Below are 14,053 nucleotides of genomic sequence, written 5' to 3' on the forward strand. Positions count from 1 at the left end.
CTATTTTTTACAGCTATGGCAGGAGACAGATATTTTATTTCTGATCAGTATGTTCCATATTATATTACTTGTACAGTAATAAAATGGATAGATTTATTTACCAGAAGAGATTAACGGGATGTTATTGTTGATTCGCTAAATCATTATTGCAAAGAAAAGAGCATTACAATTTACGCATGGGTGATTATGAGCAATCACATGCATCTTGTTGCTCAAGCATCGATTTTTTGAGATTGGCGATACAATCGCCAATTTCGGAAGTCCTCGTTCGGAAACGAGGACTATTGGGATAGCGATTGTATCGCTATTTGTTATTACTTTTGTAATTCACCAACTATTTTTTACAGCTATGGCAGGAGACAGATATTTTATTTCTGATCAATATGTTCCATATTATATTACTTGTACAGTAATAAAATGGATAGATTTATTTACCAGAAGAGATTACCGGGATGTTATTGTTGATTCGCTAAATCATTGTTGCAATGAAAAGAACATTACTATTTACGCATGGGTGATTATGAGCAATCATATACATCTGGTTGCTCAAGCATCACCATCAGGTGATATGTCTTCATTTCTCAGAGATTTTAAGAAATATACATCAAAGAAGTTTATTGAAACGATGGATTTTATCAATGAAAGCAGATCTGAGTGGTTGAAAGATAAGTTTTCATTTGAAGCCAGGAGAACCAGAAGAGCCGAGAAATATAAGATATGGAAGGATGGCAGTCATCCAATTGATTTGACCAACATTGATATGATGGAAAAGATCAATTATATACATAACAATCCTGTCAGAGCTGGCTTGGTAGAATACCCTGAGCATTATTTGTATAGCAGTGCGAGGGATTATGCAGGAAGGAAGGGATTAGTAAGGGTGACTGTTATTTGAGAAAGGGCGATTCAATCGCCGATCTCGGAAATCCTCGTTCGGAAACGAGGACTATTGGCTAGCCTCAAAACATTGTGGAGAGTTAGTTGTTTTGAAGCTAGTATTTAATTCAATTGAGTTTCATCATTAAAGGAGATCTAATATGTACGCAGTAATTCGTCACTATAGTTTCAAATCGGAAGATTCAGATAAGATTAATCAAATGATTCAAGAAGGATTTGTTCCTCTTATAAAAAAAGCAAATGGATTTATAAGCTATAATTGGTTGGATACCGGTACAGGGGATGGCGCATCTTTAAGTGTTTTTCAGGATAAAGCAGGAGCTGATGAATCTATCCTTTTGGCAGCTGACTTTGTAAGGAAAAACATGTCAGAACTTTTAAGTCAGAAACCAGAAGTGATTGAAGGACCTATCAAGGCTTATGGTTAAGTATAAACTAGTGCAAATTTTTAATATATATTAAGCTTTATCAGTTTGTATTTAAAAATCTCCGGCCTACATACTTTATTGCATGCAGGCCAGAGACCACTCTCAATTAATTCAAATCTTCATTCGCATCGCCAGATGCATTCACATTCAAATTACACTGCTTTCCTCATCTCATTATCTACATGTGTTAAAAAATCATACAGCAGATAAAAGTTCTCTGATGTGGCTTTGAGATCAGAGTCGTAGACGTCGTTTTCAGCATAATAGATGTACATAAAAAAGACATAGATCACTGTTTGCATCAATTCCTGCGGAGGAACTAGCGAAAGTAGTTCGTCGAGCTGATCGATGATGTGCTGGTTGAGAACAGTGTCTTCTTTCAGGACAATTGTCTGTTGGTTTTCCTGATTTTTCCCCATAGTTGTTTTGGCTGTTTTAGTGCTTCGTTCCAAAAGCGGTTAAGTTTAGACAAAAAAATATTGCGTGGAAACATTAGCTACATCTCCTAGGTACCGGCGAAGGAAACCCGAATAAAATAGCTAAGTCCACGCAATAGCGGAACACTAGCTATTCTTTTATTCTTAAATTTTTCGCCGGTTTTAGGAGAAAGAATAGGCTAACGCAATATTTTTATATGGAAAAGTCTTTAGTCGTGTGTCTGGTCGATAGTTTTTGGGTTTAGTTGAAGTTGCAAAGATAGGAAAAAAGCGGAAAGCTGAAAGTTTAAGGCGGAAAGTTTCAAAGTTAATGATTTATATCTCAATGGATAAGTATAAGTGTGTAGTCGTTAATGGATACCTGATAAAAGAGGAGGATATTTCTTGGCAGAAAGCAGTAGATGGATCCTATTCCGAGAGAAATATCCGTACAAGTATTTATAACATATATAATGGAAATGCTATCTATAAAATGGAGTATAAAAATGGTACTCTGATTTCTACCACTACGTATGAATTCTATTCTGATTTAATAAACCAGTCAGGAAGTGGTTGGGGGTATACGTTTTGGCCTGAATCTAATGGTAGGTTGAGTAAAAATTTGCTTAAAAAGGAAATTATTGATAATGGAAGCTTAGAGTACTTCTATGAACTTGATCAGTATGGAAATGTAATAAAACAAAAAAAACTCAACAAATAGTAGTCTGGCTATTACCTATCTTGATGAGATTATATTTGGTTGTGACTGAAAGATCTGATATAGTTAAAAGGTAGAAAATAGTTAAAAGCTTAAATTATCCCCTGGATGGCTGCCTCCCACATATCATTTTTAACTCTAGATTAGAAAACCTAGATATTTAACCACATTCAAGCTTATTTAATCTCATGATTCCCGTTCTTTAAAGGAGATATATTGTTGATTAATTATTTCAAGGGCTAGATATCTGAAAGCAAAAACAGTTGAGTCTTCTCTCTGCTATCGCTTTATATTCATTTAGACAGGTATGAAATAATTTGAAATAAATTATTTGGGAACGATTTTATAAATAGGAGTCTATTATTAAAAAGCTTGGATTACCATTCTTTAAAAAAAGGTTTAGCACTTTTAACGCATTTTTTACATTAAAAAGTTATTTATTTAATTTTTTTGAAAAAAGTCTATGAAAAAAATTTTACTGTTTGTTTTAGTTTTATTCAATTTTTCATTAGTTAAATCTGAGAACAAGTTAGTTGCCTACTATTCATTTTCAGGTGACCTTACTGATGCGTCAGGAAATAGTAACAATGGAACATCTCACGGAGCTACATTAACCACAGACAGATGTGGTAATGAAAACGGTGCTTATCATTTTGATGGTTCATCCTATATTTCTCTGCCTACTAAAGATTTTATTAATTCAAATTATACCTATGCCATGTGGGTGTCTTTTGAAAAACTTAAATCAGTAACGTCATTTATTAGCATTGGAGCAAAAGGCGGAGATCAATCAATACAGGTAAATCCATCAGGTGCAGGATGGTCCGGCGGTGGTTATAATTCAGATGGAACATTAACAGGGGCCATTCCGGGTAAATATCCTTCTGTTAACAGATGGTACCATGTGATATTGACAAGAGATAATTCCAGTATGAAATTATACATCGATGGCCAACTGGAAGCAACTGCATCTACCAGTAACAAAGCTCCTAGTTATGCAAAAGCTCCATACTATGCAGTTTTGGGAGCCAGGGGCTTAGAGGAGATACAATTTTTAACAGGAAAATTAGATGAAGTGAGGATTTACAATTATGCACTAAGTATGGATGAAATTGATGAGCTATATAATTCCTATACATGTAATAAGTTAGTTGCCTTTTATCCATTTACAGGCGATATCATTGATGTATCAGGAAATGGTAACAATGGAACATCTCACGGAGCTACATTAACCACAGACAGATGTGGTAATGAAAACAGTGCCTATCATTTTGATGGTTCATCCTACATTTCTCTGCCTACTAAAGATTTTATTAATTCAAATTACACCTATGCCATGTGGGTGTCTTTTGATCATCTTAATTCGGTTGAGACAGTTATTAGCATTGGAGCAAATGGTGGAGATCAGTCAATTCAGGTAAATTCTTCAGTTGCAGGATGGGCTGGCGGTGGATATAATTCAGATGGAACAGTGACAGGGGCCATTCCGGGTAAATATCCATCAGTTGACAGTTGGTATCATGTGATATTGACAAGAGATAATTCCAGTATGAAATTATACGTCAATGGTCAACTGGAAGCAACGGCTTCTACCAGTAACAAAGCTCCTAGTTATGCGAAAGCACCATATTATGCCGTTTTAGGAGCCAGAGGCTTAGAGGAGATACAATTTTTAAAAGGAAAATTAGATGAAGTGAGGGTTTACAATTACGCATTAAGTACGGATGAAATAGGTGAGTTATATAATTCTTATTCATGTGGTACGTCAGCAATTGATGATCAAAGCGTAGGAGAGCATTTACTTGAAGTATTTCCTAATCCTGCAGATGGTAAATTTTTTGTGAAGTATGATAGAAACAGGTTAGCAGTATCGAAGATTACAATTAATAGTGCAATTGGAGAAACTATATCTACAATTGAAGATGCTGAGACTACACAGAATTTTGAAATTCAATTAAATGGACAGCCTTCAGGAATCTATTTTGTTTCTTTTAAGACACTTGATGGTGCGATTTTTACCAAACGTGTACTATTAAAATAGCGTTACCGTAGAGTTAAATTAATATTGAAATCAAACAGCGTAGGACTTTGTTTTACGCTGTTTTTTATTAGATTAGGGTTGTTTTGCCAATAATGTATTATTCGTGACCGCTAAGTGGGAATAGTAAAATATCTTCAGTTTTCAGAGATTTTAAGAAATATAACTCAAAGAGAATTTTTACAACTATTGAATTATGAATAAGCACGATTCCCGGGTGCGTGACTCACAATGGCAAATATAATAATGTTAGTTAACTCTACAATCAGCTAAGTTATCTCTAAAGATCTGCGAAGGATCTAGGTACAAAATGATTTGCAATTTCAAATTGATAACTTTCCAGATTTTCAAATTTTCATCCTTTTTGGAAGCTCAGATGCAAGCCCAAGCCTGTCCCCCGACAGTCAGAAGGATATTCCTATGCCCATATTACCAATAGTAGTATAATTTATCCACGGATCGAGTCCTTCTAACTGCCAAGTTGGGAAAGTAAAATTGCCCTTTTTATTTTCTGATCAAAGATATGAGATCAGGGGGAGGAAAGACTGTTAATATATTTATTATTTATGTCCACCACCGGGGTTACCACTTCCCATATTGTGTCCACCACCCGGATTACCACCACCCGGATTACCTCCACCAGGATGTCCGCCAGCACCAGGATTAAAACTTCCACTAGGATGGCTACCTCCCGGATTGTTTCCACCACCAGGTTGACCAGCTCCTGGATTATTACTTCCGCTAGGATGACTACTTCCCATATTGTTGTTGCCGCTAGGATGTTGACCCCCCATATTCATATTATTACCTTTGCCTGGATTACCGTTTTCCATATTCTTATGATCTCCAGGTTGATTACTTCCCATATTGTTACGGTTCGCATCATTGTCAAAATCATGATCATGGTGATGCTCATGTCCACCATAATAATTATAATAAGGATATGAATAATTGTAAGGATAGGAATAATCGTAAGGGTATGAGTAATTATAAGGATATGAATAATCATAATTGTAATTGTAGGGATACCCAGTTCCTCTATAATCTGAATCAGTATAATCGCCACGATGACATCCACTCAGAATAAAGATGGATGCCAATACAGTCGTAAATAGTATTGACAGCTTTTTCATAATTTATTTCCTTTTTATCAAAACAAAAGAAAGGAAGGAAAGAGTTTTTAAAGGTATGGATGCTGTAAAATAAAAGCATTAAAATAATAAGCTCTGAAATAACACACTTCTTATTGAACCTTTTTTTATTCCAATGACCAATATTCCTTGTTAAAAGAAGCATTATTATAATAATTGAATCAAAGATTATTTGCGTGGAATTTCAGATGGAGGAAAGGGGTAAAGGAGGCAGTTTAGTATGGGTAATTTAATTGCCCTTCTCGGAAATCCTTTAATCAACCGATGATTATTGCTTAAAATTTACATTTTCAGGTAACCGTATACTGTCAAAGGGAAACATGACAAATAGGAGTGAAGCATTAAAACCCGATACCTCCTATATAAAAATTTACTAAACCTGAAAAATGAAAAGAATTTTCCCAAATCCGGTAAACGACGTCTTATTCTTACAATTTAACAAATCGACAGATGCAATCTCAGAAATTAAAATCACGAATGCTCTGCAAAAGGATGTGTATGATAGAAAAGATATTGAATCTCAGACATCGTTAGATTTATCAGGACTATCAGCAGGAATTTATTTTGTGCATGTGACAACTGATAAAGGAATAGATTATTTTCAGAAAATATTAATTTTAAAGTGATAAATATAATAGTCCTTGTATGCAGGCAAGGACTATTGATATTTAATATTTAATAAGGTATAATGATCTGGCCAGTATTTGCACCGAAAACACTTTTTCTAAAACCAAATTCTAATTGTTTCATAGTGACGGGAATATCACCTGGGAAATAGGGGAAATATTGTGGAGATGATTCAATTACAGTTGGACTTACTGCGTTAATCCTAATTCCATTTCCTAATTCGATCGCTGCAGCTCTTACAAATCCTTCAACAGCGCAATTAGCTGCTGAAGCATTTGCAAAGTTTAATTGAGGGTCGTGAGAGAGCGCACCAGTAATTAATGTAAAGGAACCTTTTGGGTTTATATAGTGCTGGCCAATTAGAACCAGATTAATTTGTCCCATCATTTTACCTTCAACGCCTTGTCTGAATTCTTTATCTGTAAGAGTATTCCAAGGCCCTACATAGGTTGGACCTGCAGTAGAAATGAGGGCGTCAAATGCACCGACTTTTTTATACATATTTTCTATTGAGACTGTAGAGGTTATATCTACCTGAATATCTCCACTTTTGTTCGCAGCAATTATTATATCGTGCTCTTTTTTTAAAGCTGCGGTGAGGTGTTTTCCCATTGTGCCAGTCCCACCAACAATTATGATCTTCAATTTTTTCATTGTTCTTTTTGTTTTACTTATTATGCGTTTCAAAATTCTTTTTAATTATCGCCTTACTAACAGCTATGCCAGCTGTTGTTCCTGTTCCTATGGCGTTAGCAATAGTTCTCATACGAGAGGAATTATCACCGCAAGCATATACATCTTTTACAGTAGTTTCCTGCGAGCTATTAGTTACTAAATATCCTTCTCTGTTTATTTCACAACCTAAGCTTATTGGAATGGAGCAGTGTTGCTCAAATTGTGCTTTGATATAAATTGCTTTTATTTCAGCATATGAACCGTCGGTAAATGAAATACATGTTACTAGCCCTTGGCTGTGAACTAGCTTCGATATTTTACGTTCATCTATTTTTATCATGTGTTTGTAAAGCAATTCGGTTTGATCAGGAGATAATTTTGATGGTCCATTGGTGTACAAGGTGAGGTCCTTGGTCCAGTTTGAAATTAGCTCTGTCAGGTCAAAAGCATTCTCATCATTTCCTATGATACCTGTTGTTTCATTTTTAACTTCATAGCCATGACAATAAGGACAATGTAAAACAGAAAGGCCCCAGCATTCTTCAATTCCATTAATCTCAGGTAGAATGTCTTTTATGCCTGTAGCAAAGATTAATTTGTTGGATGTGATAATTTTTCCTTTATCAGTCTCAATATTGAAACCGGTACCAATCTTTAATGCATTGACTATTTTAACTTTCAGGAATTCAACAGTCTCATATTTTTCGACCTGCAGCCTTGCATTGGATGATATTACAAAGGGAGGGCGGCCATCCTGAGTTAAGAAATTATGTGAGTAAGGTGTTTGTTCGTTGCAGGGATTTCCACTGTCAATGATCAATACATTCTTTAAAGCTCTCCCAAGAGCCATTGCGGCAGCTAGTCCTGAATAACTCCCGCCAATTATTATTACATCATAGTGGTTCATTTTATTTAGTCATTTAGTTCTACGAGATTAATTGAAGAGGCGAGGGGCGTTAAAAAACGCACTAACCTTCTTTATAATTGCTCGATTGTAAACTAAAACTTTTGTATAGAATTGGTGTCTTAAGATATTACTTAGTACTATTTCCTTTTAATCGATGGATACCCTTGTCTAGCAAAGGCAGTCCAGCAAAGACCATCCATGGTACCAGTGTAGTCGTTAAGATCAGAGTTCTTATGTATAAGGGGAAAGCGGAAATCTGTTCACCAAGCAGTAATAGAAAAATGGTGATTGATGGATAAATGACAGCCCATATTTTTAGAGCCATCATTAATTTTATTTTTGTTTTCATACTGAATTAGTTTATGACTACAAAGGTATACTATGCAGTCGTCAGCATGATAGGACAAAAATAAAGATAGATAGTACTTATTTGAAATTCTGGCGAAAAGCGTCTGGTGTGTATCCTGTTTGCTTCTTGAAAAAACGAATGAAGTAGGAAACATCTTCATAACCTATATGATCAGCGATTTCCTTTATCTGATTAGTTGTTGCTAGCAGATATCTTTTAGCTTCAAGTATGATTTGCTCATTAATGAGGATAGAAACAGATTTACCGACAGATGATTTAGTTATAAAGTTTAATTGATATAAAGAAAGATTCAGAAGTTCAGCATATTGAGAAGCGTTCTTTTTGGAGCAAATGTTTTCTTCCAATAGGCTCATTAATTCTTCAAACTTGTCTTGTATGTATAAATTTTCCGTTTTAGAAGCCCTCTTCTCATTTGCACTTTGTCTTAAATATTCAATAAAGAACAATTCAAGATAAATTTTTATGGCATCATTATAATCCTCTTGCTTTTTATTAAACTCAATGAAGATGCTGGACAAAATAGATTCTAATTTATCGAAATTGTTTTTCTTAATTTTGCAATAATTTTTACCTATTGCTTTTTTAAAACGTTGATCAGCTAATTTATTTGATGGCTGATAAAAAACCGGATCAAACTCCATTATATATCCTCTACTCTTTGACTTCATTGATAGTGTATGCACTTGACCAGGTCTCAGTATGAATATATCATGATTATGAAGTTGATGTTTTGTAAAGTCAATTTCATGAGAGCCTTCAGCTTTTTCAAGCAGCAAAATAAGGAAGAAATCGTGCTTATGCAGGTCGTGAACAATATCCCTTCCATTCAGTACATCTGTTATTTTTCGGATGCTAAATTGGCCCACTGCATTCAATTCAGAGTATTTGGACGATAACCTTCGGATAGGAATTTGTTTCATAGGAGTACTCAAAAGTACAAAATTAAATTTACCCCTAAACAAAGTTTTTAAAACTAAGTCATATTTTTATCGAATAAAATACTCATTGGAAATAGGATTCTTGTATTGGATTGATAGAAAGTTCTGTATATTATTTATATATAACATAAGGATTTACATTGAAACCTACGACTATTGGTCAGATTTTTTAGGCTATTTAATTTATATTAACACAAAAAAATACTTAACATAACATGAAAGTATCTATTGCATCTTTTAATGTGGAAAATCTGATTACTGCAGAAAAAAGTATATATAGCAATACATGGCCACAATATACAGCTGAGCAGTATCCAAAAAAAGTTGGTTGGATCAGAAATCAGTTACTTAATATGAATGCTGATATTATAGGGTTTCAGGAGATATTTGAAGAACAGGCTTTAAGAGATTGTTTGAAAGGCACTCATATGGAGAACTGGAATCTGTACATTGCAAACCCTACCGGTAAATTACCTGTCAATGCAGTCCTCAGTAGGTTTCCAATTGTGAAAGCTCAGGTAATTGAAGATATACCGTTTAAGTTTGAATTTTTTGACGACCGGCCTGTAACTCCTTTGTTGGAAAGCTCATCGATTTACATACCTATCACTCATTTTTCCAGAGGTGTATTAAAAGCTGAAATCAAGGTAAATGATTTGGTTTCTTTAATCGTATTTGTCCTTCATCTGAAATCCAAAAGGCCTATTTATCGTGAGGGGCGTATAGAAGATGCGGCTAATTATGCTGAAAAGGCAATAGGAAGTATTCGATCGCTGATTAGAAGGGGAATTGAAGCAGCGGGTGTAAGGCAGCTTGTATCAGATCAGATTGGACTGGATAATAACAAACCTTTGATCGTTCTCGGTGATTTAAATGATAGTGATACATCGGTAACCAATCAGGCAATTATAGGGGAGCCTCCTTTTAGAAACCTGAAGCCTGAAGAAAAAATAAAGTTATGGCAACAAGTTCTTCAAAATGTAATAGATGTGCAGGCAAGGAAAAGTATAGATAATTTTCATTATACTTATATCCATAATGGCCATAACGAAAGCCTTGATAATATATTTGTAAGTAATCATTTTGCAGATCTAAATTCCGCCAAAATAGGAAGGATTATCGATGTAAGAGCATATAACGATCATGTAATTGATACCACGGTTTCAATGGATAAAAAACCTTTTTATGTCTCTGATCACGGACAAATAGTAGTAAATATCCTTCTGTTCGACCGTATGAATTGGGATTGAAATTTACTAGTAAAAAAAATAAGCGGTAAATTGCTTACCGCTTACCGCTTTTAACGTATGTTGGAATCATTTTTAAAGACAGTAGTTAATTCATTGCGAAAGTTGGAAATGATTTCTTTTTCTTCAGTACTTATTCCCTGAAACGCAAAAGCTACCAATTCCAGAACATCTGCAAATTTTCCATATTCGGAAAACGGACCGTGATGTTTAAAAATATCAATAGCTTTAGAATAGGCTTCTTTTACAGTCTTTGACTTTTTGTCTTCATAGTTAAAAGACCAAATAATATCAGAAGCCCACTTATTATCTTTAAGGACATCTTCAAGCGCAACTCTTTCCTCATTTTGAATAGCACCGTCTGCTTTTGCCACTGCATAAATGAGCTCGCCAAAAGCTTCGTAAAGTTTATCGATTTCTGCCATTTTAGATTTTAAAAATATTATAGATAGAACAATAGTTAAATATACTATAATTGTCAGAATGATAAAAAGTTAAACTATTCCTAGTGATAAAAACCATTTTCTCCAAACCCTAAAATTAAATTATCCTGTTTTTAACAGGATCCTGATTTAACAATCCTTTTATAGCATTGTTCATTTCAGGAAATCTTTGTTTGCAATCCTAAGGTTTCTCAAAGAAATAGACTACGGAAGTACCAAAATATTTTTCTTCGTTAATTTCCTTATAACTCTTAATTTTTTTTTTTTTATTTAATGTTGTTACCTATAAGTACCTGAAATTGTATTACCTGTTAGTATAATTGACAAAAAGATGGTAAAAACATTCATTTATTTTATTATGGCAGTATGTTTTTCTTTGGCGAAGTTTGCCAATGCCGCTACAGTTCCTGTTCATGACCCTTCCGTGGTGATTGTATATAAAGATGCTAATGGTAATTCTTATCCTTCTAACTACGCAACGGGAAGTCGCACGAAGTATTACTATATTTTTGGAACCCAGGTTGGAGCAGCTTATTCGAGAGATATGATCAATTGGACAGCTTTTACGCCTTCTTTTTCTATCAATGGTACAACTACGAATAATTATTATCAGATCGTGAAGAGTGAAGCAGACTATGCCGAGCATACAACCTTGGATAAGGTTAAAGAAAATCTCTGGGCACCTGATGTTATTTATAATAAAGCCTTGGGTAAATGGACTATGTATTTCTCCTTGTCCGGGAACGAATTTAAATCCTCCATTATCTTATTTACTTCAAGTAAAATTGAGGGGCCTTATGAAAAAGTCGGTTCTGTCGTACATGGTGGATTTACCAATAGTACTACCAGCATCGGAAGGACGGACTATGCGAAGATGACAGGAACATCAACAGTTGATGATCGCTATCTTGATAATTCCGGAAAATGGGATAATACCTATGCAGTAAGTTGTATAGATCCTTCTGTATTATATGATGAAACTGGAAAGTTATGGCTGGTATATGGTTCCTGGTCAGGTGGGATTTTCCTTTTAAAACTCAATGAACAAACAGGACTTCGTGATTATTCCTATAATTATGGATTGGGAAACAGTCCTGTTTGGAATGGCAATCGCCTTCGCTTTGACCCCTACATGGGCGTGCATATTGCCGGAGGGTATTATGTTTCAGGAGAAGGTCCTTATATCCGTTATTTGAAGGATGCAAATGGTATCGGTTATTATTATATGTTCATATCTATGGGATTCTACTCTCCTGAAGGAGGTTATACCATGAGAGTTTTCCGATCGAGTACAATTGATGGACAATATACAGATGTGACCGGTGATAATGCTGTTTTTGACAGATATATTTTTAATTATGGAAATAATACGCAGTATGGAATGCCGATCATGCAGAATTATAAGTATAACTGGTGGAATATGGCTAGTGTATCTCAAGGACATAATTCTGTGTTAAGTGATGAGGATGGATCTGCTTATATAGTGTACCATACAAAATTTGATAATGGGACAATCTGGCACAATGTAGAAGTGCATCAGATTTTTTTTAATGAAAATGGATGGCCTTTAGCTGCTCCCTTTGAATATAGAGTTGGATTTGGCCTTACAAAATCGAAGCACAGCAAAGAAGAAATTACAGGCAGATATAGTGTGATCACTCATAATTCTGTGGATTATGCAAAACTCAAGAGCAACCTTGAAGAAGAAATGTATGTCAATGCCGATGGCACATTGACCGGTGCATATTCAGGCACGTGGACTTATAATTTTGCTTTTGGGAAGCATTATATTACCCTGACTACTAATGCAGGTACTTTTAAAGGAGTAGTATGCGAGCAACTTATGGATGGCTTGTCTGCCAGAACAGTTGCATTTACTGCTATGAACTCCAATAATGAAAGGTGTTTATGGGGTTATAAAAGAACTAATACAGCTACTATAGCTACAACTAATTATAGAGGGGAGTCTCTTATAGTCGGAGACAGGCAATATTCCCTGACCTGGGATGATTATAACAGATTTAACAAACAGTCAGTAAGTGGAGATTTTGAAATAGAGTATTTGTTTGATAATTATACCCAGGCTTCTGAAAACTGGCATAACTGGGCTATTGCAATAAAGACCAGTTCAGAGACCTGGCATTTAAGAGCTGATGCATGGTCTGTAGGAACGTTTACGGGTGCTACAGTCAATCATACATACACATGGGAGTGGTCACATTTTAAAGATGTTTATAAAAATAAGAAGGTAAGGCTGAAAGTCTCCAGGATTGGGACGAGCATCAATATATTTTCTTATGTAGATTCTGTACTGGTTTATTCATGTACTTCGGCTAACGCTCCTATGAACGAAGTAGATGTATACCTGGGAGGGGAAACTTGTTATTTGGATGTTAAAAAGATTTCTGTTGCTCAGTTGGGAGCCCGTGAAGTGGTTGGAACAACCAATGAAGATGGTACTTATACTGTCCCATTTAATTCAGTAAAAGGAAATACTACCAGCGTTTCAGGTGACTTTGAGCTGGTTTATATATTTAATAATTACCATAATCCTGTAAGCATCGACTATTGGGATAATTATATCCTTCGTGCTATTTCCGGTAGTAGCACCATGCTCATCCGTGCAGATGCTTATGCTATGGATGTCTTTGGAAGTTTAGCCTACAGTTATGACTGGAACTGGAATAATTTTGTCTCCATCATGACAGGTGGTCATGTAGAGTTACGAATCTCCAGAAGTGGTTCTACTATTCTTTATAAGGCTATTATTACATCAAGAGATGGAGACGTATATAATTATCAGGTAATCCAGACCGGAGCTCCTAGGACACCTATGTCATTTGGGTTTACAGGAGAAGAAAGCATGCAGGATTTTTTTGTAGTAGAAAAAATATCTTCAGAGGGTTCTGATATTGTCACAGGAAAGACAAAATCACAGAATATACTAAGCGCTACTAATGTTTACTCTTTTGAAAAAGTCCTTTATGTCAATGCTGCAGACTCAGGAGAATTGGAGATTTATAATGTAGAAGGAAAATCATTCGGGAGAATTAAATATAACAAAGGACTAAATCAGATCTATAGTTTGAGTGAAGGGTTTTATCTGATAGGAGGGATCAAGATTATAATATTTTAATTTGAAGAGGAGACACCTTTTGGGTTTATCATTGTAGTTTAATCCTAATTTCTAAAAATGAA

Annotated in this window: 14 protein-coding genes; 7 read left to right on the top strand and 7 right to left on the bottom strand. The window is 35.0% G+C overall.

All coding sequences use genetic code 11. The features are described from left to right. Window positions 1–349: 349 nt before the first annotated feature. On the top strand, window positions 350–895 hold the full coding sequence (locus MYP_RS17500) for an REP-associated tyrosine transposase (RefSeq protein ID WP_045466307.1): 546 nt from the start codon (window positions 350–352) through the stop codon (window positions 893–895). A gap of 142 nt (window positions 896–1,037) precedes the next feature. Next, window positions 1,038–1,325: a hypothetical protein gene (locus MYP_RS17505; protein WP_045466309.1), complete on the top strand. Its 288-nt coding sequence runs from the start codon at window positions 1,038–1,040 to the stop codon at window positions 1,323–1,325. Window positions 1,326–1,477: 152 nt separating this feature from the next. On the opposite strand, the gene MYP_RS17510 is transcribed toward MYP_RS17505, so the two are convergent. Then, entirely contained in the window at window positions 1,478–1,777 is a 300-nt protein-coding gene (locus MYP_RS17510) for a hypothetical protein (protein WP_156140708.1), read from the bottom strand. A gap of 310 nt (window positions 1,778–2,087) precedes the next feature. Here MYP_RS17510 and MYP_RS17515 point away from each other — a divergent pair, with 310 nt between their 5' ends. Then, window positions 2,088–2,462 carry a hypothetical protein gene (locus MYP_RS17515; protein ID WP_197060117.1) on the top strand — a complete coding sequence of 125 codons (375 nt, stop codon included), beginning with the start codon at window positions 2,088–2,090 and terminating at the stop codon, window positions 2,460–2,462. 460 nt (window positions 2,463–2,922) lie between these two features. Next, window positions 2,923–4,500 (top strand): LamG-like jellyroll fold domain-containing protein, encoded by a 1,578-nt coding sequence (locus MYP_RS17520; protein ID WP_045466315.1) that lies wholly within the window; start codon window positions 2,923–2,925, stop codon window positions 4,498–4,500. Window positions 4,501–5,057: 557 nt separating this feature from the next. Here MYP_RS17520 and MYP_RS25330 read toward each other — a convergent pair. Then, window positions 5,058–5,630, bottom strand: a complete 573-nt coding sequence (locus MYP_RS25330; protein WP_052430313.1) for a hypothetical protein — start codon at window positions 5,628–5,630, stop codon at window positions 5,058–5,060. Between the two features lie 404 nt (window positions 5,631–6,034). Here MYP_RS25330 and MYP_RS17530 point away from each other — a divergent pair, with 404 nt between their 5' ends. After that, entirely contained in the window at window positions 6,035–6,274 is a 240-nt protein-coding gene (locus MYP_RS17530; protein WP_045466317.1) for a T9SS type A sorting domain-containing protein, read from the top strand. 49 nt (window positions 6,275–6,323) lie between these two features. Here MYP_RS17530 and MYP_RS17535 read toward each other — a convergent pair whose 3' ends face one another. The 4 genes from MYP_RS17535 to MYP_RS17550 form a co-directional block, all read right to left on the bottom strand. After that, window positions 6,324–6,929 carry a short chain dehydrogenase gene (locus MYP_RS17535; protein WP_081990573.1) on the bottom strand — a complete coding sequence of 202 codons (606 nt, stop codon included), beginning with the start codon at window positions 6,927–6,929 and terminating at the stop codon, window positions 6,324–6,326. A 13-nt stretch (window positions 6,930–6,942) separates the two neighbouring features. Continuing rightward, window positions 6,943–7,857 (bottom strand): NAD(P)/FAD-dependent oxidoreductase, encoded by a 915-nt coding sequence (locus MYP_RS17540; protein ID WP_045466320.1) that lies wholly within the window; start codon window positions 7,855–7,857, stop codon window positions 6,943–6,945. A gap of 127 nt (window positions 7,858–7,984) precedes the next feature. Then, on the bottom strand, window positions 7,985–8,185 hold the full coding sequence (locus MYP_RS17545; RefSeq protein WP_197060118.1) for a hypothetical protein: 201 nt from the start codon (window positions 8,183–8,185) through the stop codon (window positions 7,985–7,987). Between the two features lie 98 nt (window positions 8,186–8,283). Beyond that, entirely contained in the window at window positions 8,284–9,147 is an 864-nt protein-coding gene (locus MYP_RS17550; RefSeq protein ID WP_045466325.1) for an AraC family transcriptional regulator, read from the bottom strand. A gap of 233 nt (window positions 9,148–9,380) precedes the next feature. Here MYP_RS17550 and MYP_RS17555 point away from each other — a divergent pair, with 233 nt between their 5' ends. Then, complete coding sequence (locus MYP_RS17555) at window positions 9,381–10,415, top strand: endonuclease/exonuclease/phosphatase family protein (RefSeq protein WP_045466327.1); 1,035 nt, start codon at window positions 9,381–9,383, stop codon at window positions 10,413–10,415. Between the two features lie 50 nt (window positions 10,416–10,465). Here MYP_RS17555 and MYP_RS17560 read toward each other — a convergent pair whose 3' ends face one another. After that, window positions 10,466–10,837 (bottom strand): hypothetical protein, encoded by a 372-nt coding sequence (locus tag MYP_RS17560; protein WP_045466330.1) that lies wholly within the window; start codon window positions 10,835–10,837, stop codon window positions 10,466–10,468. A 376-nt stretch (window positions 10,838–11,213) separates the two neighbouring features. Between MYP_RS17560 and MYP_RS25335 the strand changes: the two genes are divergently transcribed. Further along, window positions 11,214–13,991 (top strand): glycoside hydrolase family 43 protein, encoded by a 2,778-nt coding sequence (locus MYP_RS25335; protein WP_197060119.1) that lies wholly within the window; start codon window positions 11,214–11,216, stop codon window positions 13,989–13,991. Window positions 13,992–14,053 lie beyond the last annotated feature (62 nt).

This window comes from Sporocytophaga myxococcoides (genome assembly GCF_000775915.1).
GTDB lineage: Bacteria > Bacteroidota > Bacteroidia > Cytophagales > Cytophagaceae > Sporocytophaga > Sporocytophaga myxococcoides_A.